Source organism: Mycobacterium sp. PSTR-4-N (assembly GCF_022348085.1).
In the GTDB taxonomy this organism is placed as follows: domain Bacteria; phylum Actinomycetota; class Actinomycetes; order Mycobacteriales; family Mycobacteriaceae; genus Mycobacterium.
In genome coordinates, this window is sequence record NZ_JAKRFN010000002.1 from 184,546 (window position 1) to 208,724 (window position 24,179).

9 protein-coding genes are annotated in these 24,179 nt (G+C 66.7%); 5 read left to right on the top strand and 4 right to left on the bottom strand.

Going from position 1 to position 24,179, the window contains the following annotated elements:
- The first annotated feature begins 38 nt into the window (after positions 1–38).
- Positions 39–2,303 (top strand): helicase-associated domain-containing protein, encoded by a 2,265-nt coding sequence (locus tag MHN84_RS04255; protein ID WP_241203378.1) that lies wholly within the window; start codon positions 39–41, stop codon positions 2,301–2,303.
- Here the strand turns inward: MHN84_RS04255 and MHN84_RS04260 are convergent.
- Positions 2,300–5,407, bottom strand: a complete 3,108-nt coding sequence (locus tag MHN84_RS04260; protein WP_241203379.1) for a hypothetical protein — start codon at positions 5,405–5,407, stop codon at positions 2,300–2,302. The genes MHN84_RS04255 and MHN84_RS04260 overlap by 4 nt on opposite strands.
- Positions 5,408–5,810: 403 nt before the next feature.
- Here MHN84_RS04260 and MHN84_RS04265 point away from each other — a divergent pair, with 403 nt between their 5' ends.
- The 3 genes from MHN84_RS04265 to MHN84_RS04275 all read left to right on the top strand — a co-directional run bounded on the left by MHN84_RS04265 (position 5,811) and on the right by MHN84_RS04275 (position 8,511).
- Positions 5,811–7,460, top strand: coding sequence for a DNA repair helicase XPB (locus MHN84_RS04265; RefSeq protein ID WP_241203380.1), 1,650 nt, complete (start codon positions 5,811–5,813; stop codon positions 7,458–7,460).
- Entirely contained in the window at positions 7,457–7,816 is a 360-nt protein-coding gene (locus tag MHN84_RS04270; protein ID WP_241203381.1) for a VOC family protein, read from the top strand. The genes MHN84_RS04265 and MHN84_RS04270 overlap by 4 nt, the downstream gene beginning before the upstream one ends.
- Before the next feature lie 77 nt (positions 7,817–7,893).
- On the top strand, positions 7,894–8,511 hold the full coding sequence (locus MHN84_RS04275) for a hypothetical protein (protein ID WP_374238312.1): 618 nt from the start codon (positions 7,894–7,896) through the stop codon (positions 8,509–8,511).
- Positions 8,512–8,700: 189 nt separating this feature from the next.
- On the opposite strand, the gene MHN84_RS04280 is transcribed toward MHN84_RS04275, so the two are convergent.
- The 3 genes from MHN84_RS04280 to MHN84_RS04290 form a co-directional block, all read right to left on the bottom strand.
- A complete protein-coding gene (locus tag MHN84_RS04280) occupies positions 8,701–21,243 on the bottom strand; it encodes an Ig-like domain-containing protein (RefSeq protein ID WP_241203382.1) in 12,543 nt (4,180 codons plus the stop codon).
- Positions 21,244–21,902: 659 nt separating this feature from the next.
- Positions 21,903–22,895, bottom strand: coding sequence for an LLM class F420-dependent oxidoreductase (locus MHN84_RS04285; RefSeq protein ID WP_241203383.1), 993 nt, complete (start codon positions 22,893–22,895; stop codon positions 21,903–21,905).
- A 23-nt stretch (positions 22,896–22,918) separates the two neighbouring features.
- On the bottom strand, positions 22,919–23,893 hold the full coding sequence (locus MHN84_RS04290) for a helix-turn-helix domain-containing protein (protein WP_241203384.1): 975 nt from the start codon (positions 23,891–23,893) through the stop codon (positions 22,919–22,921).
- A 70-nt stretch (positions 23,894–23,963) separates the two neighbouring features.
- Between MHN84_RS04290 and MHN84_RS04295 the strand changes: the two genes are divergently transcribed.
- Complete coding sequence (locus tag MHN84_RS04295) at positions 23,964–24,122, top strand: hypothetical protein (RefSeq protein ID WP_241203385.1); 159 nt, start codon at positions 23,964–23,966, stop codon at positions 24,120–24,122.
- Positions 24,123–24,179: the final 57 nt, after the last annotated feature.

Sequence of the window (24,179 nt, forward strand, 5' to 3'; positions counted from 1 at the left end):
CGACTGGCGAGGGTGGGAGGCTGCTTTACGCTGGTCAGGTGAGCGCCAAGAGCCCCGGTGTGCCGTTGGGCGTGTGGTTGGCCGAGCGCGATGACGAGGCACTGATCAGGCTGCTGCGGTCGCGGCCCGACCTGACCCAGCCGCCGCCGGGCACGATCGCCGCGCTGGCGGCCCGCGCCGCCGCCCGACAGTCGGTCAAGGCAGCCACCGACGATCTCGACTTCCTGCACCTGACGGTGCTCGACGCGCTGTTGACCCTGCATGCCGAGACCACGGCGGTCACGTTCGGCGAGCTGGCCGCGGCGCTGGGCGAACGAGCCGACGAGACGTCCGTACGCGCCGCCATCGACGTTCTCGTCGAGCGCGCGCTGGTGTGGGGCGACATCACCGGCGAGGGGGCGCTGCGGGTCGTCGCCGAGGCCGCGAACGGGCTCCCCTGGTATCCGGGCCAGGCGACACTCGAACCGCAGGCACTCTCCGCGGCCGAGGTCACGGACGCTCTCGACGCAGTCGACGGCGCAGCTCGGGACTTGCTGGACAAGCTGCTCGAGGGTTCTCCGATCGGCCGCACCCGCGACGCGCTGCCCGACGCTCCCCAGGAGCGACCCGTCCAGCGGCTCTTGGCGGCCGGGTTGCTGCGCCGACTCGACGCCGACACCGTGATCCTGCCGCGGCTCGTGGGACAGGTGCTGCGCGGCGAGACGCCCGGTCCGGTGAGTCTGACCCGTCCGGACCCGACGGTGACGACGACGTCGACCGCTGACGTCGACGCCGTCGCGGCCGGCGCTGCGATCGACCTGCTGAGGGAAATCGATCTCGTACTCGAGAACCTCAGCGCTACACCGGCTCCCGAGCTGCGCAGCGGGGGCCTCGGCGTTCGCGAGGTCAAGCGGCTCACGAAGGCCACCGGAATCGACGAGCGCCGGTTGGGCTTGATCCTGGAGGTGGCGCTCGCCGCGGGACTGATCGCGGCGGGGGTTCCCGAGCCCGAGCCCCCGGACACCGGTTCCTACTGGGCGCCGACGGTGGCCGCGGACCGGTTCATCGAATCTCCCACGGCGGTGAAATGGCATCTGGTGGCGTCGGTGTGGCTGGACCTGCCGGGCCGGCCGAGCCTGGTGGGCAGCCGCGGACCTGACGGCAAACCGTATGCGGCACTGTCGGATTCATTGTTCTCGACGGCGGCCCCGCTGGATCGCCGACTTCTTCTGACGATGCTCGCGGACCTCCCGCCGGGGTCAGGCGTCGACGCTGCAAGCGCATCCCGCGCCATGGTCTGGCAACGGCCCCGCTGGTCGGCGCGTCTGCAGCCCGATCCGGTGGCCGACCTGCTAACCGAGGCGCACGCCGTCGGCGTCGTCGGCCGTGGGGCGCTGGCCGCTCCGCTGCGCAGACTCCTCGCCGGCGACGACGAGCAGTCCGTGATCGCCGCGATGGACAAGGCGCTGCCGTCCCCGATCGACCATTTCCTGGTGCAGGCCGATCTGACGGTCATCGTCCCGGGACCACTGGAGCGGGAGCTGGCCGAGCAGCTGGGCGCGGTCGCCGCTGTCGAATCGGCCGGCGCCGCGATGGTGTACCGCATCGACGAGGCATCGGTGCGGCGGGCACTCGACACCGGCAAGACCGCGGGCGAGCTACACGCACTGTTCGCCCGGCACTCGAGAACCCCTGTGCCGCAAGCATTGACGTATCTCATCGACGATGTCGCCCGCCGGCACGGACAGCTGCGGGTGGGCATGGCGACCTCGTTCGTGCGCTGCGAGGACGCGGCGCTGTTGGCCGCCGCGGTCAGCGCACCCGCCACCGAAGCCGTCGAATTGCGCCTTCTGGCACCGACGGTCGCCGTGTCCCAGGCCCCGATCTCCGAGGTGCTCGCCGCGCTGCGCGGCGCCGGGTTCGCTCCTGCGGCTGAGGATTCCGCCGGGGCGATCGTCGATCTACGCAGCCGCGGCTCCCGCGTTCCGGCGCCGGGTCGGCGCCGGACCTTCCGGCCCGGCACCACCCCGACCGACCAGACCCTGGGTGCGATCGTCGCCGTGCTGCGCAAGGTCGCCGCGACACCGGCGTCCGGTCTACGGCTCGATCCGGCGGTCGCCATCTCCGAATTGCAGCACGCCGCACATCATCAGGAGTCGGTGGTGATCGGCTACGTCGACCCAGCGGGTGTGGCGAGCCAACGCGTGGTCGCGCCGATCAACGTCCGCGGGGGTCAGCTGACCGCCTACGACCCCGCCTCAGGTCGGGTTCGCGAATTCGCAATCCACCGCGTCACCTCGGTGGTGTCGGCGGATCCGGGCTAGATCAAGGACACGGTCGTCAACACCAGTCCCGCGACGAGCGCCGACAGGTTCGTATCGTCGACCACGTTCACCGTTATCGTGCGGGTCGGCAGGACGCCCAGTTGTGTCGCCTTGAAGGTGACCGCCTTGAGGGCCTGCTCGTACTGAGCGATCGTGGCCGTTCCGGACAGCGTCAGGACTCCGGTGCTCGAGTTGTACGTTCCCGTCACCGGATTGCCGCTGATCACGGTGTAGGCGAGGGTGTCTCCGCTGCGGAAGCCCGCGGTGATCGCCACCGAGGCACCGGTCAACATCGTCGAGTCGGTGTCGCCGATCATGGCCGACGTGATGGGCTTGACGGTGTTGTTCACCTTGACGAGCGTCGCGCCGATCGTGGCGATCGTCGGCCGGTCCGGATTCTTGACTCCGACCAGGACCGCGGCGGGCAGGAGAGTGCTCACACCGGAATCGTCGACCACATCGATGGTGACCGTGCGTGTTTCGAGCAGCCCGGCGCCGCCGGTGGCGGTGAACGTGACGGCCTCCAATGCGGCTTCGTACTGGGCCAGGGTGGCCGTGCCCGACAAGGTCAAGGTGTCGGAGCCGTTCCACGTCGCCGACACGGGGTTGCCGTCGATCGCGGCGAAGCTCAGGAGATCGCCGGCCTCTCTGCCTCCGGTGATCTTCACGGTCGCACCGGTGAGCACGGTCGAATCGAGGTCGCCGATCTCGACGTTGGAGGCGACCTTGATCCCCGACTTGCCCAGCGTGTAGGTGGGCGGCAGCGACAGCACGGTGACCAGGGGCCGAAGCGGCGCGATCGTATTGGCGAAGACCACGCCCGGAACAGGGCTGGTGTCGCCGTCTTCCTCGCTGACGGTGATCGTGACCGACCGGGTCAGCCCGACTTGCGTTGCGCTGAACGAGATCGCCTCGAGCGCCGCGGTGTACTGCTCAACACTGGCCAGGCCCGTCAGTACGACGGTCCAGTCGTTGGGTCGGCTCACGTCGATCGTGGAGCCGTCCGGGGCGGTGTAGGTGAGTTTGTCGCCGGTGAGGCGCCCCGTCGCGATGGTAATGGTTGCCCCCGTGAGGTTTCCGTTGTCGGCGTTGGCGATCAGTACCGACGAGAGCAGTTTCACGGGTGGCTTGCCGATGGTGTGAACCGGCAGGCCGACAGGGGTGACGGTCAACGGGAGTTCCACGACGATCGCGGGCAGGACGCCGATCACGAACGTCGTAGGGAGGAGGCTGTCGACGCCGTCGGTGTCGGTCAGGGTGACGTTGACGGTCCGCAGTCCGAGTCCGAGTTGCGTTGCCGTGAAACTGATCGCCTTGAGTGCCGACTCGAACTCGGCGAGCGTGCCCGGTCCCGTCAGGGTCACGGTCCTGTTGTCGTCGCTGAACGTCGCCGAGATCGGGCTCTCGTCAGGCGCTTCGTAGGCGAGCGCGTCGCCGGACAACTTGTCGATGCCGAGCGACACCGTGACCGAAGTCAGCGATGGTGAATCGAGGTCGGTGATCTGGGCGACCGACATCAACGTGACCGGGCTACCGCCCAGTCGGAACGGGCCACCGCCCAGGGCGAACAAGGACGGCGGCAGTTGGACTGCAGGCAACAGCAGGAGGAGCACCCCCGCGGGTATCACATTCTCGACGCCTTGCTCGTCGGTGAGAGTGATCTCGATGGCGCGGCTGGCCAGCCCGAGTTTGGTTGCGCTGAAGGTGATCGCCTTCAACGCGGCCTCGTAATCGGCCAGGCTGGCCAGACCCGAGAGCGTCAGCGTGCGGTTGTCGTCACTGAACGTCGGTGCGATCGCGCTGTCCGGGGGCGCACTGTAGCCCAGCACATCACCGATCTGCTTTCCGCCGGCGATCGCCACAGTGACGCTCTGCAACTGCGCCGAGTCCACGTCGCTGATCGCCGCCGCGGACAACAGTTTCACCGGGTCGCTCTTCACGACGTAGGGCAGCGCCGGGGTGGCGATCAGCGACGGCGGCAGCTGGAGGAGCGGATCGACGGTGAAGGCCACGGTCTGCCGGTACGTGTCGGCCTGCGCCAACCCGATCAGGCGCGCGATGGAATGCAGCACGCTCAGAAGACCCGGCAGATCCACGGAACTGTCGCTCACCACGACAGTGAATTGAACCGGCCGCGGATTACCCAGAACCGGTGTCGTCGGCGTGTAGAGGAAGGTGCCATCGAGCGGGTTGCGGATCACGAGTCCACCGCCGTCGGGTTGCTCGATCTGGTAGGTGAGCGGGTCGTCGTTGGGGTCGTAGGCGTCGATCCGCACGACGACCTGGCCGGTGATGAGTTGCTCGGTGGTGACCGATCGCACGACCGGCGTCTTGTTGAACAACGTGTGGTTGATCAGTCGGCGTACGTAGGCCAGCAGCGCGTCGTCGACCGGCGACGATGCCGGTGTCGTCGAGTCGGACAGCGGGGTCACGTCTTCGGCCGCCGCGGGCGCCTGCAGACTCACCGCCTCCAGCGGCGCAACCTGCGGCGCGGTGGTCGGGACACGGGAGAAGATCCGCCGCATCGGCGTCGGCGTCGTCGGCGAGGCGGTCACCGGCGAGACGGTGACGGCGTCGCCGTCCGCGCTCTGCTCACCGGCAGCGCTCAGATCGGTTGAGGTGGACGCCTCGACGTCGCTCTTGGTGTCGCGCGTCTCGCCGACATCGGCATGCTTGCCGCGCCGGGTGCCGTCGAGCTTGAGGTGCCATCGACGCGGCGGGGCCGCCGTGTCGTGATCAGTCGCGTCGGCGTCGTCGGTGCGCCCGGCCCGGCGATTCTTGCGTGTCTCCGCGGCCGTGGGGCCGGTCGAGTCGGCGTCGGCGCGCACCGTGTCCTGCGCGGTGCTCGCCGCCGAGACACTCGACTCGGCGTCTCCCTCGCTGGCGGCGGCGACGCCTGTCGCGGAGTGCGCCACCGCGAGCCCGATGCCCAGAGAGACGGCCAACGCCCCCACCCGTCCGACGGGAATCGCCGACCAGTTCTGCTCGGCTCGGTGTCGTGCCGGTCCGCGGAGTTCTGCACCGTCGAGGAGTCGTGCAGCCGCCCAGAACTGCCCTGTAGCGGCGTTCCGCGACATCCGATGCCCGTCAGTACTTCCACTCATGCGCCCGGCCTCCGTACCGCGTTCAGTCCCCCGTGACTGTTCGCCCCCCGACGACAGAGCTGGGCGTGGGCCGCTGCGATTATGGCCATTACCCCGCGTAGCGCACATTAGGGCAAATTGACGTGTGCGACTATCATTTCTGTGAAAATCCCATGGAATCGAGTTTCAGCAAGCGCTCATCGTTCTCTGAGGTGGTGCGGCGACATTCTCAGCTATTTTCACTGGACACGCCACGTCGGCCTGCCGCGCCCGATCTGCGCATCCGGCGGCAGATTGCGCAACCCGAGACGCCATCCGGCCACCGCAACTGTCGTCGAGACGGAGACCGTGCCGCGCGGACGACAGGGCCGCTTGTCGTCCTCGTGCGGATAATGGGAAGGATGACTTTCTCACGAGGCCGCGCATGACCGACGGCCCATTGATCGTGCAGTCGGACAAGACCGTGTTGCTCGAGGTCGACCACGAACAGGCCGGCGCTGCGCGCGCAGCGATCGCGCCGTTCGCCGAACTCGAGCGTGCCCCCGAGCACGTGCACACCTACCGCATCACCCCGCTGGCGCTGTGGAACGCCCGCGCAGCCGGCCACGACGCCGAACAGGTCGTCGACGCTCTCGTGTCCTTCTCCCGGTACGCGGTGCCCCAGCCGCTGCTCGTCGACATCGTCGACACCATGGCGCGCTACGGCCGCCTGCAGCTGGTCAAGCATCCCGCCCACGGACTGACATTGGTGAGCTTCGACCGCGCGGTCCTCGAAGAAGTGCTGCGCAACAAGAAGATCGCGCCCATGCTCGGTGCCCGTATCGACGACGACACGGTGATCGTGCACAACAGCGAGCGCGGCCGGGTCAAGCAGATGCTCCTCAAGATCGGTTGGCCGGCAGAGGATCTGGCCGGATATGTCGACGGCGAGGCGCATCCGATCACGCTGGAACAGGACGGCTGGGAGCTGCGCGACTACCAGCAGATGGCCGCCGACTCGTTCTGGGATGGCGGCTCGGGCGTCGTCGTGCTCCCGTGCGGGGCGGGCAAGACGCTGGTCGGTGCCGCGGCGATGGCGAAGGCCGGCGCCACGACGCTGATCTTGGTCACCAACACCGTCGCCGGCCGCCAGTGGAAGCGCGAGCTGATCGCCCGGACCTCACTGACCGAGGAGGAAATCGGCGAGTACTCCGGCGAGAAGAAGGAGATCAGGCCGGTCACGATCGCGACCTACCAGGTGATCACCCGGCGCACCAAGGGCGAATACAAGCACCTCGAGTTGTTCGACAGCCGCGACTGGGGGCTGATCGTCTACGACGAGGTGCACCTGCTGCCGGCGCCGGTGTTCCGGATGACGGCCGACCTGCAGTCCCGCCGACGGCTCGGGCTCACCGCGACGTTGATTCGCGAGGACGGCCGCGAGGGCGATGTGTTCTCGCTGATCGGCCCGAAACGCTACGACGCGCCGTGGAAGGACATCGAGGCTCAGGGGTGGATCGCCCCGGCGGAGTGCATCGAAGTGCGCGTCACGATGACCGACAACGAGCGCATGCTCTACGCCACCGCCGAACCGGACGAGCGCTACAAGCTCTGCGCGACCGCGCACACCAAGATCAACGTCGTGAAGTCCATCCTGGACCGTCACCCCGGGGAGCCCACCCTGGTGATCGGCGCCTACCTCGACCAGCTCGACGAACTCGGCGTCGAGCTGGACGCACCGGTCATCCAGGGATCGACGAAGACCGCGGAGCGCGAGCAGCTCTTCGACGCGTTCCGCACCGGTGAGATCCGCACGTTGGTGGTGTCCAAGGTGGCCAACTTCTCCATCGATCTGCCTGAGGCCAGTGTCGCCGTGCAGGTGTCGGGGACGTTCGGTTCGCGACAGGAGGAAGCCCAACGGTTGGGCCGGCTGCTGCGTCCCAAGGCCGACGGCGGTGGGGCGGTGTTCTATTCGGTGGTGTCGCGCGACAGCCTCGACGCCGAGTACGCCGCACACCGGCAGCGGTTCCTCGCTGAACAGGGCTACGGCTACGTGATCAAGGACGCCGACGACCTGTTGGGGCCGGCGATTTGACCGTCGGACGAGTGGTTCCGACCATGACGGTGGTCGATCTGCCCGCCGCCGTCACGCAATACCGCGCGGTGTTCGACCTCGACGTCGTGATGGACCACGGGTGGATCGTGACGCTCGCCGCCCCTGACCGCCGGCACCAGCTCAGCCTGCTGACCCAGGACGCGAGCGCCGGGGTCAACCCGACGGTGTCGATCGAGGTCGACGACGTCGAGGCCGCCTACCGAGGGGCAGTGGCGGCGGGCGTCCGCATCGTCCATCCTCTCAGCGAGGAGGAGTGGGGCGTGCGACGGTTCTTCTTCGAAGACGCCGCCGGCAACGTCGTGAATGTGCTGTCACATCTCCCCGGTTCCAGCTGACCGGGCGCGCGTCGGCCGTGAAGCGGCTAGCCTCATTCCTCGAGTCGGGACGAGCTCGAGGCACGACGAAGGAACCCATGACGACAGACAGGCGCGACCAGCGCGCCAGAACTCTGCGCTGCGCCGTCGGCGTCGCCGCTGCGATGGCGTTCGGTGTGCTCACGCCGGCCGCCCTGGCCGGTGCTCAGCCGGTCCCGACGCCCGTCCCCGGGCCTCCGGCACCCGGCCAGCCGGTGGCTGTGCCGGTCGATCCTGCGGTCGCCGCGCCGCCTCCCGCGCCGCCGGGCCCGCCGATGGTGCCCGAGATCCCCAATGCCCAGTACGGCTCCGGTGACGGTCCGCTGGGCTTCCTGCGCGATGCCTGGCACCAGGCGCGCGACCCCTATGGCTTCCTGGGGACCGCTGACATGCCGAACATGCCGCCTCCGGGTGCTCCGCCGCCGGGGGCGGGCCCGCCGCCGCCCCTGCCGCCGGGCTACAAGTCGCTCAACGCGCCGGGATCGGAGACGCCATCTACGGCCCCGCAGGGCGGCGGTCCGGCGTTGCCGCCGGGGTACTACCCGGTCGACGGCCCGATGCCGCCGGGCTACGAGTGGGGCGTGCCGCCGCCACCGCCCCCGCCGGACCCGAACGCACCCAAGCCGTACGTACCGGTGGTGTCACCGCCTCCGCCGCCGCTGTTCCCGACGCAGTAGCGCTGGGATCAGCCAGAAGCGTCACGACGTCAGCGTTGCGGTCGATGGCGGAATTGGCCGGCGCAACGGATGTCGCCGCCGCCGGGCAGAGCTTTCATGGCCGTTCATCCCTCGACGCAGGTGACGTCGCGAACGCGAGCGGTTGTTCAGCGTCGAAGTGACGGAGGGGGGCCCCGCCCGCTATCTCGATCACAGGATCAACGTCAGCGTTCCAGATGCCGTGTTGCTGCTCAACCCTTGTGCGTCGCGGACGACCATCGCGATATTGCGGAATCCGAGAAGATTCAACCCGGTTTTCGAGAAACGAACGGACTGGAGCACGGACTGGTACTCGGCAACCGTTCCGAGTCCACTCAGGGTGAGCACTCCTCCGGAGTAGTTGCCGGTGATGTTGCCCGTCGCAGTGAACGACAGGACATCGACGCTCTGCACGTTGGTGATCGTGACGATCGCCTGATCCAGGAACGACGAGTCATCGAGGATCACCGCCGTCGGACTGACGACTTGTGCACCGAGGAGCAGGACGCCTCCGCCCAATGGAGCCGTGAGAACGGGGGCCGAGTTGGCCGTCTGCGTGATGAGCGCGGTGGCGTTCGGACTGACGGCGCCGAGCGAGTCGGTGACTGTGAAGGTGATGGTCTTCAATGCGGTCGTCCCGGATACGCCCGACGCGAAGGTCACCGACCGCAGGAGTTGTTGGTAGGTCGCTGTACTGGCATTGCCGACGAAAGTCAGAACCCCGGTGGCGGTATTGAAGTTGCCCACGATTCCCGACGTCGGTGTGAAGGAGAGGACGTCTCCGGGGGCGAAGTTGCCGGTGATCGCCACCGATGCTCCCTGCATTGTCGGAGAATCCAGATCCAGCACGGTGAGAAGCGGATTGACCGCCACGGCGGTGTTACCGGCGGTGTAGATCGGCCCCAGCAGCGTGGTCACCAGTGGTGACAGGTTCACCGGCGCCGCCACCACGGTCACCGCCACAGAACCCGGGAGGCTCGTCGCGTTCTGAAGATCGGTCACCGTGAACGACACAGTCTTGATCGTTGCCAGAGCGGAGGTACCGGTGGATATCGTCACCGAGCGAAGCAGCTGCTGGTACACATTCACATCGGCGTTACCGGTGAAGGTCAACGTGCCCGTCGCACCGTCGTAGGAGCCGGAGATCCCCGGCTGTGCACCCCAACCGAGGACGTCGCCCGCCGCGAAATTCCCGACGATCTTCACTGTTGCGCCTTTGAGCGTGGCGGAGTCGAGGTCGAGCAGCGACAGGTTGCCGTCGATGATGAGCGGTGTACCACCCGCTGTGTAGGAAACGTTGACGCTAGACGTGACGACAAGCGGGGCAACGTTCAGCGGTGCCGAAACGATCGTCATTGCAACAAGACTCGGACTGCTGACCCTGCCGTCAGCATCGGTTACCCGGAAGGACAGGCTCTTGATGGTGGCCAGTGCGCCGCTGGAGGTCGAGTAGGTCACCGACCTGAGTACCTGCTGATACTCCGCGAGCGTGCCGGCACCCTCGAAGGTCAGAACGCCGTTGCTATAGCTCCCGTGGATGTCACCCAGCGTCTGGAACGACAGCGTCTCCCCTGCTCCAGCTCCGCCGACGATCGACACCACCGCTCCGGACAGCATCGACGAATCGGCATCGAGCAGAACCAGATTCGGATCGACGGCGGTAGCCGTGCTGCCGGCCGTGTAGTTCACGTTGGCCACAGACGTGACGACGACGGGGGTGGCCAGGATCGGGAGAGACAACACTGTTACTGCAACCGAACCCGCAACGCTGGTCGCCAGAGTGTCATCGGTGACCGTGAACTCGATGGTGCGGACTGACGTCGACGCCGTCGAGCTGGTGGCGAATTTCACCGATCGCAACAGGTTCTGATACTCACCGACACTTGCATTCCCCTCGAAGGTGAGAACGCCACCAACGAAGTTCGCTTCCACGTCGGGCGGCAGTGTGCCCCACGACAATGTGTCGCCGGCTTCGGGACCAACAATCGTCACTGTGGCACCCGAGATGGTGTCCGAGTCACCATCGAGGAGGATGAGCGCCGGGTCGACGGTGACCGCGGTCGAACCAGCCGTGTAGGGGACACTGACGATCGAGGTGAGGACGATCGGCGCCGCAGCGGGGAGCCCGACCACGGTCACCGCGGTCGCCACCGGCATATTGGAATTACCATCGGCATCAGTCACGGTGAACGACACCGTGGACACCCCCGCCGAGGCGGAGGTCAGCGTGATCGATTGCAGCAGCTGCTGATACACCGCTGCACTCGCCGCCCCGGTGAACGTGACCTGTCCGCCGATCGAGTCGTCAGCGCTGATACCACCCGAGAGCGTCCATCCCAGGACACCGTCGCCGTCGACCGTGACAACCACGGACTGAATGTCCGAGTCCGGATCGGTCAGCACTGCGATCGGGCTGACGGTGATCGGCTGACCGGTCGCGCCCGCCGCGGCCGGCGCGACGATCAGGACCGGCGACACTTCCACCGGACCCAAACCGACCACCGTCACCGCCGTGACGACCGGCAGACTGGAATTACCATCGACATCAGTGACCACAAACGACACGGTGGAGATCCCCGCCGAGGCGGAGGTCAGTGTGATCGACTGCAGCAGCGGCTGATACACCGCTGCACTCGCCGCCCCGGTGAACGTCACCTGACCGGTCACCGAATCATCGACCCCGATCCCGTCGGGCAGAGTTCCCCAGCCCAGCGTTCCCCCACCGGTGACGGTCACCACCACGGACTCGATATTGGAGTCCGGATCGGTCAACACTGCGGACGGGCTGACGGTGATCGGCTGACCCGTCGTGCCCGCGGCCGCCGGGACCACGATCAGGACCGGAGACACCTCCACCGGACCCAAACCAACCACCGTCACCGCCGTGACCACCGGCAGACCGGAATTACCATCGACATCAGTGACCACAAACGACACCGTGGAGATCCCCGCCGAGGCAGAGGTGAGTGTAAGTGATTGCAGCACTTGCTGATACACCGCAGCGCTCGCCGCGCCGGTGAGCGTGACCTGTCCGCCGATCGAGTCGTCAGCGCTGATACCACCCGAGAGCGTCCATCCCAAGACACCGTCGCCGTCGACCGTGACGACCACAGACTCGATGTCGGAGTCCGGATCGGAGAGCACTGCGATCGGGCTGACGGTGATCGGCTGACCGGTCGTGCCCGCCGCTACCGGCGCCACGATCAGGATCGGGGACACCTCGACCGGGCCCAAACCGACCACCGTCACCGCCGTGACGACCGGCAGACTGGAATTACCATCGGCATCAGTCACGGTGAACGACACCGTGCTGACTCCGGCCGAGGCGGAGGTCAGTGTGATCGATTGCAGTACTTGCTGATACACCGCAGCGCTCGCCGCCCCGGTGAACGTCACCTGCCCGGTCACCGAATCATCGGCGGTGATGCCGCCGGGCAGAGTTCCCCAGCCCAGCGTTCCCCCACCGGTCACGGTCACCACCACAGACTCGATGTCGGAGTCCGGATCGGAGAGCACCACCACCGGAGACACCGTGACCGGCTGACCGGTCGTGCCCGCCGCCACCGGCGCCACGACGAGGACCGGCGACACCTCCACCGGACCCAACCCGACGACCGTCACCGCCGTGACCGCGGGCAGCGCGTTGGGGTTGCCGTCAACATCAGTCACGGTGAACGACACCGACTGCAGGCCAGGAGTCGCCGAAGTGAGGGTGATCGACTGCAGCAGGGTTTGGTAGGTCGCCGCACTGGCCGCGCCGGCGAACGTCACCTGACCGCTTACCGAATCATCTGCGGTGATCCCGGCCGGCAGCCCCGCCCACCCCAGCGTTCCGCCCCCGGTCACGGTCACCACCACCGACTCGATATCGGAGTCCGGATCGGTCAGCACCACCACCGGAGACACCATGATCGGCTGACCGGTCGTGCCCGCCGCCGCCGGCGCCACGACCAGGACCGGAGACACCTCCACCGGACCCAAACCAACCACCGTCACCGCCGTGACCACCGGCAGACCGGAATTACCGTCGGCATCAGTGACCTCGAACGACACCGTGGAGATCCCCGCCGAGGCAGAGGTCAGAGTGATTGACTGCAGCAGGGTTTGGTAGGTGGCCGCCGACGCCGCCCCGGTGAACGTCACCTGACCGGTCACCGAATCGTCCGCGGCGATGCCGCCGGGCAGCGTTCCCCAGCCCAGCGTTCCGCCACCGGTGACGGTCACCACCACCGACTCAATGTCGGAGTCCGGATCGGTCAGCACCACCACCGGAGACACCGTGACCGGCTGACCGGTCGTGCCCGCCGCTACCGGCGCCACGACCAGGACCGGGGACACCTCCACCGGACCCAACCCGACCACCGTCACCGCGGTCGCCACCGGCAGACCGGAATTACCATCGGCATCAGTCACCGTGAACGACACCGTGCTGACTCCGGCCGAGGCGGAGGTCAGTGTGATCGACTGCAGCACTTGCTGATACACCGCAGCGCTCGCCGCCCCCGAGAACGTCACCTGCCCACCGATCGAGTCGTCAGCGCTGATACCACCCGAAAGCGTCCATCCCAGGACACCGTCGCCGTCGACCGTGACGACGACCGACTCGATGTCAGAGTCCGGATCGGTCAGCACCACCACCGGAGACACCGTGATCGGTTGACCGGTCGTGCCCGCCGCCGCCGGCGCCACGACCAGGACCGGCGACACCTCCACCGGACCCAAACCGACCACGGTCACCGCGGTCGCCACCGGCAGACTTGAATTACCGTCGGCATCAGTGACCTCATAGGACACCGTCGACAGTCCCGGCGTAGCCGAGGTCAGCGTGATCGACTGCAGCAGGGTTTGGTAGGTCGCCGCACTGGCCGCCCCAGTGAAGGTGACCTGACCGATCACCGAATCATCTGCGGCGATGCCGCCAGGCAGCGTTCCCCAGCCCAGCGTCCCGCCACCGGTCACGGTCACCACCACCGACTCGATATCTGAGTCCGGATCGGTCAGCACTGCGATCGGGCTGACGGTGATCGGCTGACCGGTCGCGCCCGCGGCCGCCGGCGCCACGACCAGGATCGGAGACACCTCCACCGGACCCAAACCGACCACCGTCACCGCCGTGACGACCGGCAGACTGGAATTACCATCGACATCAGTGACCACAAACGACACTGTGGAGATCCCCGCCGAGGCGGAGGTCAGTGTGATCGACTGCAGCACTTGCTGATACACCGCAGCGCTCGCCGCCCCCGAGAACGTCACCCGCCCACCGATCGAGTCGTCAGCGCTGATACCACCCGAAAGCGTCCATCCCAGGACACCGTCGCCGTCGACCGTGACGACCACGGACTCAATGTTGGAGTCCGGATCGGACAGCACTGCGATCGGGCTGACGGTGATCGGCTGACCGGTCGTGCCCGCCGCTACCGGGGCCACGACCAGGACCGGGGACACCTCCACCGGACCCAAACCGACCACCGTCACCGCCGTGACGACCGGCAGACTGGAATTACCATCGACATCCGTCACCGCGAACTCGACCGTGGAGAACCCGGCCGAGGCGGAGGTCAGTGTGATCGACTGCAGCACTTGCTGATACACCGCAGCGCTCGCCGCGCCGGTGAACGTGACCTGTCCGCCGATCGAGTCGTCAGCGCTGATACCACCCGAGAGAGTCCATCCCAGGACACCGTCGCCGTTGACCGTGACGACCACAGACTCGATGTTGGAATCGGGATCGGACAGCACCACGATCGGGCTGACGGTGATCGGCTGACCGGTCGTGCCCGCCGCTACCGGCGCCACGATCAGGACCGGCGACACCTCCACCGGACCCAAACCAACCACCGTCACCGCCGTCACCGCGGACAGCGCGTTGGGGTTGCCATCAACATCAGTCACGGTGAACGACACCGTGGAGATCCCCGCCGAGGCAGAGGTCAGTGTGATCGACTGCAGCACTTGCTGATACACCGCAGCGCTCGCCGCCCCGGTGAACGTCACCTGACCGCTCACCGAATCATCGGCGGTGATGCCGATAGGCAGGGCTCCCCAGCCCAGCGTTCCGCCACCGGTGACGGTCACCACCACCGACTCGATGTTGGAGTCCGGATCGGACAGCACCACCACCGGAGACACCCTGACCGGCTGACCGGTCGTGCCCGCCGCCGCCGGCGCCACGATCAGGACCGGGGACACCTCCACCGGACCCAAACCAACCACCGTCACCGCGGTCGCCACCGGCAGACCGGAATTGCCGTCGGCATCAGTGACCACGAACTCGACCATGGAGATCCCCGCCGCGGCGGAGGTGAGTGTGATTGATTGCAGCACTTGCTGATACACCGCAGCGCTCGCCACCCCGGTGAACGTCACCTGACCGGGAGTCTCATCATCAACCCCGATCCCGACGGGCAGAGTTCCCCAGCCCAGCGTCCCGCCACCGGTGACGGTCACCACCACCGACTCGATGTTGGAGTCCGGATCGGACAGCACCACCACCGGAGACACCGTGACCGGCTGACCGGTCGTGCCCGCCGCTACCGGCGCCACGATCAGGACCGGGGACACCTCCACCGGACCCAAACCGACCACCGTCACCGCCGTGACGACCGGCAGACTGGAATTACCATCGACATCCGTCACCGCGAACTCGACCGTGGAGATCCCGGCCGAGGCGGAGGTCAGTGTGATCGACTGCAGCACTTGCTGATACACCGCAGCGCTCGCCGCTCCCGAGAACGTCACCTGACCGCTCACCGAATCATCGGCGGTGATGCCGCCGGGCAGGGTTGCCCAGCCCAGCGTTCCGCCACCGGTCACGGTGACCACCACCGACTCGATATCGGAGTCCGGATCGGAGAGCACCACCACCGGAGACACCGTGACCGGCTGACCGATCGTGCCCGCCGCCACCGGGGCCACGATCAGGATCGGCGACACCTCCACCGGACCCAAACCGACCACCGTCACCGCCGTGACGACCGGTAGACCGGAATTACCATCGACATCCGTCACCGCGAACTCGACCGTGGAGATTCCGGCCGAGGAGGAGGTCAGTGTGATCGACTGCAGCAGGGTTTGGTAGGTGGCCGCACTGGCCGCCCCAGCGAAGGTGATCTGCCCGGTCACCGAATCATCTGCGGTGATGCCGCCGGGCAGAGTTCCCCAGCCCAGCATCCCGCCACCGGTCACGGTCAACACCACCGACTCGATATCGGAGTCCGGATCGGAGAGCACCACCACCGGAGACACCGTGACCGGCTGACCGGTCGTGCCCGCCGCTACCGGCGCCACGATCAGGACCGGCGACACCTCCACTGGACCCAAACCAACCACCGTCACCGCCGTCACCGCGGGCAGCGCGTTGGGGTTGCCATCAACATCAGTCACGGTGAACGACACCGTGGAGATCCCCGCCGAGGCAGAGGTCAGTGTGATCGACTGCAGCACTTGCTGATACACCGCAGCGCTCGCCGCCCCGGTGAACGTCACCTGACCGCTCACCGAATCATCGGCGGTGATGCCGATAGGCAGGGCTCCCCAGCCCAGCGTTCCGCCACCGGTGACGGTCACCACCACCGACTCGATGTTGGAGTCCGGATCGGACAGCACCACCACCGGAGACACCCTGACCGGCTGACCGGTCGTGCCCGCCGCCGCCGGCGCCACGATCAGGACCGGGGACACCTCCACCGGACCCAAACCAACCACCGTCACCGCGGTCGCCACCGGCAGACCGGAATTGCCGTCGGCATCAGTGACCACGAACTCGACCATGGAGATCCCCGCCGCGGCGGAGGTGAGTGTGATTGATTGCAGCACTTGCTGATACACCGCAGCGCTCGCCACCCCGGTGAACGTCACCTGACCGGGAGTCTCATCATCAACCCCGATCCCGACGGGCAGAGTTCCCCAGCCCAGCGTCCCGCCACCGGTGACGGTCACCACCACCGACTCGATGTTGGAGTCCGGATCGGACAGCACCACCACCGGAGACACCGTGACCGGCTGACCGGTCGTGCCCGCCGCTACCGGCGCCACGATCAGGACCGGGGACACCTCCACCGGACCCAAACCGACCACCGTCACCGCCGTGACGACCGGCAGACTGGAATTACCATCGACATCCGTCACCGCGAACTCGACCGTGGAGATCCCGGCCGAGGCGGAGGTCAGTGTGATCGACTGCAGCACTTGCTGATACACCGCAGCGCTCGCCGCCCCGGCGAACGTGACCTGACCGCTTACCGAATCATCGGCGGTGATACCGGCCGGCAGCCCCGCCCAGCCCAGCGTTCCGCCCCCGGTCACGGTCACCACCACCGACTCGATGTCGGAGTCCGGATCGGACAGCACCACCACCGGAGACACCCTGACCGGCTGACCGGTGGTACCCGCCGCTACCGGCGCCACCACCACCAGCGGCGCCGTCGCCGCCGGAAGACCCAGCACGGTCACGATCGACGTGGCGGGCACGCTCGTCTTGCCCTGATCATCGGTCACGGTGAAGGTGACCGTGACAATCCCGGTGCTGCCCGAGGTAAGCGTGATCGACTGCAAGAGCTGCTGATACGCCGCCACACTCGCCGCACCCGTGAACGTCACCGAACCCGCACCCGGCGTCGCGACCACACCCGAGGGCAGAGCGCCGTAATTCAACGTGCCGCCCGACGCGGAAACGGTGGCTGAACCCAACTGCGTCGAATCGATGTCGGTAATAACGACGGCCGGACTGACGGTAACTGCGCTACCCGTTGTGCCTCCCGCCACTGGCGCGACGACCACCAGCGGAGCCGCGGCCGCCGGAAGACCCAACACAGTCACCACCGACGTCGCGGGCACACTCGTCTTGCCTTGATCATCGGTCACGGTGAACGTGACCGTGGCAATCCCCGTGCTACCCGAGGTGAGCGTGACCGACTGCAGCAATTGCTCATAATCATCAAGCGACGCGAGGCCCGTGAACGTAACCGAAGTGCCCGCGCCTGGGATGGCGACCACACCCGTGGGCAGGGTGCCGTAGCCCAGAGTTCCGCCCGACGCCGTCACTGTCGCCGAAGCCAGCTGCATCGAATCGATATCGGTGATCACCACAATCGGCGATACCGTCACGGCACTGCCGGTCGTGCCGGCCGCTGCTGGTGCAGTAATCAGGAGCGGCGGAATCTCCACCGGAGCACTCAGGACGGCGACCACCGTTGTGGACGGCACACTGGCCTTGCCCTGGTCGTCCGTAACGGTGACGCTCACGGTCACGAGTCCAGCGCTGCTCGATGTCAACGTGACCGACTGCAGTATCTCTTGATAGGCCGCCACGGATGCAATGCCAGTGAACGTCACGGAGCCCGCATCTCGCGTTGCCGTCACACCGGTGGGCAAATCTCCGTACGCCAAAGAGCCCGAAGACGCCGACACGGTCGCAGCCGTCATACTCGCTGAGTCCACATCGGAGATGACAACTACCGGGCTCACCGCGATTGCAGTCCCCTTCACACCCGTCGCGGTCGGTGCGGTCACGACCAGTGGAGCGGAGGCTAGAGCGAGGCCAAGCAGGGTCACGATAGTGGTCGCGAGCGCGCTGGTGTTCCCTTGATCGTCGGTTACGCTGAACGACACTGCATCGATGCCAGCGGATGATGATTGCACTGTAATTGACTGCAGTAGTTGCTGATAAGACGCGACCGACGCGGCACCTGTGAACGTAATCGAGTTTGCTCCCGTTGTTGCGGTGACTCCGTTCGGCAGCGTGCCATATCCGAGCGCGGCTCCCGCTGCCCCGCCCACTTTGACTGTTGCTGACGCCAATTGGGGTGAGTCGATGTCGGTGATCACAACTACCGGCGACACCGTCACCGGACTACCGGTTGTGCCCGCCGTCACCGGCGACACCACCACCAGCGGCGCCGCCGCCACCGGAAGGCCCAACACGGTCACGATCGACGTCGCCGGCACGCTCGTCTTGCCCTGATCATCAGTCACCGTGAACGTGACCGTGACAATCCCGGTGCTGCCCGAGGTCAACGTGACCGACTGCAACAGTTGCTGATACGCCGCCACACTCGCCGCACCCGTGAACGTCACCGAGCTACCCGCACCCGGCGTTGCGGTGACCCCATCAGGCAACGTCCCGTAAGTGAGCGTTCCGCCCGTGGCGGTCACCGTCGCCGACGCCAACTCCGTCGAATCGATGTCGGTGATCACCACCACCGGCGACACCGTCACCGGACGACCGGTTGTGCCAGCCGCCACCGGCGACACCACCACCAGCGGCGCGGCCGCCACCGGAAGCCCCACCACCGTGACCACCGACGTCGCCGGCACGCTCGTCTTGCCCTGATCATCAACCACCGTGAAACTCACCGTGACGATGCCCGCAGCACCTGAAGTCAGCGTGATCGATTGCAACAGTTGCTGATACGCCGCCACCGACGCCGCACCCGTGAACGTCACCGAGTTCCCAACCGGTGTGGCAACCACCCCATCCGGCAGACTGCCGTAACCCAGCGTCCCCCCCGTGGCGGTCACCGTCGCAGACGCCAACTCCGTCGAATCGATATCGGTGATCACCACCACCGGCGACACCGTCACCGCTGCGCCAGTCGTGCCGGCTGCGAGGGGCGCAGTGACAATCAACGGAGGCGTTGCCACGGGTAGACCGACAAAGGTGACGACCGTGCTGACGGGGATGCTGGTTTCGGCTTGGTCGTCAGTCAGTGTGAAGGTCACCGTCTTGACACCGACGTTGGCCGACGTCAGCGTGATTGACTGCAGCAGTTGCTGATACGCCTCCACTGTGGCGGCGCCGACGAATGTCACCGATCCTTCGCCGACCGTCGCTGTCACACCCGTTGGCAGCGGCCCGTAGCCCAGTACGTCACCTGCTTCGGCGTCGCCAACGGTGACTTTGGCTGAGGACAATTTTTGCGAGTCGAGGTCGGTGACCACGACCACCGGCGACACCCGTACCGCGGTTCCGGCAGTCCCGAGCGCCAGAGGCGTGACGACGAGGACGGGTGGGACCGCCACCACGATGACAGTGGCCACCCCCGCAACCAGACTCTGGAGCCCGACGTCGTCTTTCACGGTGATCGAGGCGATGCGCGGAGCGCCGCCCTGTGTCGTCGAGAAGGAAATCGCCTTCAGCGCAGCCTCGTACTGAGCGAGCGTTGCCGAGCCCGACAGGGTGAGAATCTTCGTGGTGGAATTCCATTGTGCAGTCACCGGATTGCCGGGCGGCGCTGTGTAAGTCAGTAGGTCACCGCTTCGGCCGTTGGTCAGCGACACCGTCGCAGACTGCAACATGGTCGAGTCGACGTCCGTGATGATCGCACTCGACAACAGTGCGACCGGACTCGATCCAACGACATAGGTCCCCGCGCCCGTGGTCACCACAACCGGGGGTACTTTGACGATCGGGTTGACCGTCACGGGAACGGTGACCGTCACCTCGTCACGCTCGGCGATACCGATCGCCCTGGCGAGGGTGTGGAAGATCGCCCGGGCCAACTTGAACGGCCCCCGCAGATCCTCGCTGCCGTCACTGATGATGACTTTGAAGCTGTCCTGCAGAGGGTTTCCCGTCACGACAGTGGTCGGCGTGTAGATGAATTGACCGGTGATCGGATCACGCGTGACGAGGCCATGAGCCGGCTGCACGATGACGTACTTCAGCGGGTCGCCGTTGGGATCGTGGGCATTCAGATCGACGAGCACCTGCCCGGTGATCGTCTGGCGGCTCTCGATGGGCCCGTAGACGGGCGACTCGTTGAAGAACGTGTGCTGAATCTGCCTGCGCACCCAGGCCAGCAGGCCGTCGAACCACGGGGCGGTCGCGGGCGCACGTGGGTCGAGAAACGGCGATATCGTGCCCGACACCAGAGCGGTCATCACCTGCACCGCTTCGACCCTCTGCTCGACCGGTGGGGCAGATATCGTGGCCGGGGCGACCCGCTCCTCGCGCAGAGTGGAACGCACCCGCACCGGTCGGGCGTTCGACTCTTCGCTGACCCCGTCAGGCTCGTCCCCGGCCTCGATCGGAGCGGCATCCGCGTCGATTACGTCCGGTTCGCCCACCCCCGAGGCAGGGGCCACCGGCGGGTTCTGCGTCTGTTCTGACGTCTCCCGACGACCTCCGGACTCCGTGGATGTCGCGGACTCCATCACCGGTATCACCGCTTGATCGGAGTCGTCCTCTGGGTTGGAGTCGCTGACCGCGGGGGCTGGTTCTTCTTCGGTGACCTGGAGTTCTTCGGCGTCGGAGTCGTCCTGTGACCCGGGGTCTGCAGCTTCAGTGTCGTCAGGAGGCTCTGTGGCGGCGTCCTGGTCGACCGTGCCTCCGGCTGCGTCGTCTGCGGCGTCGGATGTTGCAGTGGGAGAGGCTGTGCCGCGCGCCTTCTTCTCGGAGGCAGCAGTGCGAGAGAACAGCTTGTGCGGACGCGAATCGGCCTTCTGCGCCTTTGGGCCCGGCGAAGTGGTGGCCGTTTCGGTGTCTGCGTGGGCGAGGCCGACCGAGTTCGCAATGGCGAAGCCGACCCCCAGCGAAACAGCGAGTGCCCCGATCCTGCCGACGGGCAGGGTGTACTTCGGGACGACGCGGCGGGCGTGCCGGGTCGAAGCCGGATCACGCGCGTCGCCCAAGAGCAGCCGGGCCGACCAGAACTCCTGTTCAGGTCGTGCGTTCTCGGTGCGGGCTGCGCGATGGCGGGGAGCTGCACACATAGGTGTCCTCCGTTTGCTGCGTGCGGTTCCCCCCTGACGATGGACTCAGAAGCCGTCGCGCTGCCCACGCAATCACGGACGACCAACTCGTGTGGTTCGACCCGTCTCGAGCGCATACGATGCTGCGCGAACTCAATGCCGCCCCCGGCAATCAACTGAGCCAACTGATTAGCTGAGCGCTCGCTCGAACCCGGCAATGAACGCTCCGCTAGGGAGAAGATTAGGACAACCGAGGGGGATGTTTGTGACGATTTCAAGAAAATTGTTGTCGCCGCAAATTTTGGCAGAGCCCGGCAGTTGAAATAGCTACGATGCACCGCCATCAAACACCGATGGCGTACTGTCTGGGCTTCGTCGCTGGCCACCGCCCTTCGCGACGTTATCCAAGGATCGACGACCGCGGCACCCCGCCGGCGCCACCGCCGGCATCAGCAGAGGCGATCGCCTGTCACGGCGCGGCGCGCCGATTCGCAGTGCCCCGGGCCGAGACATCATTGCTCGATGAGCGACCAGCCCGAGGCGAGAGACGTGCGGCATGCATGGCCGCGAGCCACGGGGACAGGGCGCAAGAGCGCGATCGCACTGCATGAACCAACAGCGGGTCCCGCTCACTGGGCAGGAACGGTCACCGGATCTCGCGTTTGCCGACGGGGTTGCGCTCAGGCCAGCGCGGGGATCACTTCGCGCTCGAAGAGTTCGATTCCGGAGCGGTCGTAGGCCGCCTCGGGGAAGTAGCAGATCACATACTCGCAGCCGAGATCGCGGAGTTCCTGCAGCGCGTCGACGATCTGCTCGGGCGTGCCGCAGCCCGACTGCGGGGTGCGCATCGAGTCCACCATCGCGTCGGCAGCGGGGTCGCCCGCCAGAGCGGCGATCCGTTCCCGAACCCTGGTGCGACGGTCGTTGACCTCACCCTCGGTCGCCCCGACGATCATGTTCAGGTTGGCCGACCGAACGATCGTGTCGAAGTCGGTGCCGACGTCGCGGCAGTGTGCGGCAAGCACATTCGACTTGTGCGCGAAGCCCTCCGGCTCCGAGGTGAAGTTCGTGTACTGGGCATACTTCGCCGCGATGCGCAACGTGACCTTCTCCCCGCCACCGGCGATCCACAGCGGAATTCCGGAGCGCTGCAACGGTTTCGGCGCCACGATCGCGCCCTCAACCTGGTAGTGCGTACCCGAGAAGTCGACCACTCCCTCACGCCATGCATCGGCCATGATCTGCACTCCCTCGTCGAGGCGAGCAAGGCGCACACCTGCGGAGGGAAATCCGTAACCGTAGGCACGCCATTCGTGTTCGTACCAACCGCCGCCGATGCCCATCTGGATCCGGCCGCCGGAAATGACGTCACAGGTGGCCGCGACCTTGGCCAGATAAACCGGGTTGCGATAGCTCATCGCCGTGCACATCTGGCCCAGCTTGATCCGTGAGGTACTGGCCGCGTACGCGGCCATCAGCGACCACGCCTCGTGGGTCGCCTCGGACGTCGGCACGGGGACAGTGTGGAAGTGGTCGTAGACCCAGAGCGAGTCCCAACTCTCACCACCGTCGACGTAGGCGGCCAGATCGCGCATCACCCCCCACTGATCACCGGGATCGATGCCGACCAGATCGAGACGCCAGCCTTGCGGGATGAAGAGTCCGAAGCGCATCCCCCGACTCTAAGCGCATCCCGCTACGGCGCCACCGAACCAGCGAAGCAGCCGCGGTATTCGCTCGGTGTGGTGTGCATCTGCCGGACGAAGTGGTAGCGGTAGGTCACCGGTGACTCGAATCCGACACGTGCGGCGATCTGCTCCACCGACAGGACAGAACTTTCCAATAGCGGCAGGCTGGCCTGAATCCGTTGCTCGGTCAGCCATTTGATCGGCGTGCTGCCCGTCGCCTTGGCGAACTGCCGGAGGAAGCTGCGCCGCGACATCGCACTCTGAGCCGCCATGTCGTCCAACGTGATCGCCGTATCGAGGTGCTCCAGCGCCCAGGCCATCGCAGCGGCGACACGGCCGTCTGCAGATGGTGCAGGGACCGGTGTCTCGATGTACTGCGCCTGACCGCCCGCCCGGTGCGGCGCGATGACCAGCCGTCGCGCGACGTCATTGGCCACGGCCGCACCATGGTCGGACCGCACGATGTGCAAGCACAGGTCCAGACCTGCTGCGCAGCCCGCGCTGGTGAGCACGCGCCCGTTGTCGACGTAGAGAGGCGTGCGGTCGATCTCGATGTTCGGATAACGGCGCTGCAGGACGTCGGCGTAGAGCCAGTGGGTGGTCGCCGATCTTCCGTCGAGTACGCCGGCCTCGGCGAGCGCGAACGCGCCGGAACAGATCGAGACCAGGCGCGCCCCCCGCTGGTCTGCGGCACGAACGGCCTCGATCAGCGCCGCAGATGCGGGCGCATCGATGTTGCCGACGCTGGGGATGACGACGGTGTCGGCGCCCGCGAGTTCTGCGAGCCCGTACGACGTGCGCACCGTCGCGCCGCCCAGGAGACGCACCTCGGGCGACTCGGCACACAGCTGGACCGAGTACCACGGTTCGCTGATGCCCGCGGAGAATCTCTCGTTGAGTTCGGTGATGCCGAAGATCTCCGCTGCAAGGCCCGACTCGAATCCCGTCATCCCGTCGTAGGCGAGAATGGCGACAGTGTGCATGTCACTATCTTAACGAGTAGTGGCGTCAGGGCCACTGGTCGCGCCGGAGCGGCCCCCGCATGATCGAGTCATGTTCTACAAGCGACCGCCACGCACGCTCGACCATCGGTTCTTCCGCCTCCTTCGCGAGGCCGTCGCCGGCATTCACGCCGCCAACGGCATCGCCCACGGAGTGGCGCCGGCGTCCACGTCGGCCGCCCGCGGGTCCGAGGAGCCGTCACCCCGCTGAGCCCTCCAAGCCGAGCGCGGCCACGCGGCGCAACGACAAAGGGCTGCGCCTCTACGA

Coding starts and splice junctions, on each gene's coding strand:
- MHN84_RS04260 (WP_241203379.1), bottom strand. CDS start 5,407: ATGAGTGGAAGTACTGACGGGCATCGGATGTCGCGGAACGCCGCTACA.
- MHN84_RS04280 (WP_241203382.1), bottom strand. CDS start 21,243: ATGTGTGCAGCTCCCCGCCATCGCGCAGCCCGCACCGAGAACGCACGA.
- MHN84_RS04295 (WP_241203385.1), top strand. CDS start 23,964: ATGTTCTACAAGCGACCGCCACGCACGCTCGACCATCGGTTCTTCCGC.
- MHN84_RS04285 (WP_241203383.1), bottom strand. CDS start 22,895: ATGCGCTTCGGACTCTTCATCCCGCAAGGCTGGCGTCTCGATCTGGTC.
- MHN84_RS04275 (WP_374238312.1), top strand. CDS start 7,894: ATGACGACAGACAGGCGCGACCAGCGCGCCAGAACTCTGCGCTGCGCC.
- MHN84_RS04265 (WP_241203380.1), top strand. CDS start 5,811: ATGACCGACGGCCCATTGATCGTGCAGTCGGACAAGACCGTGTTGCTC.
- MHN84_RS04290 (WP_241203384.1), bottom strand. CDS start 23,893: ATGCACACTGTCGCCATTCTCGCCTACGACGGGATGACGGGATTCGAG.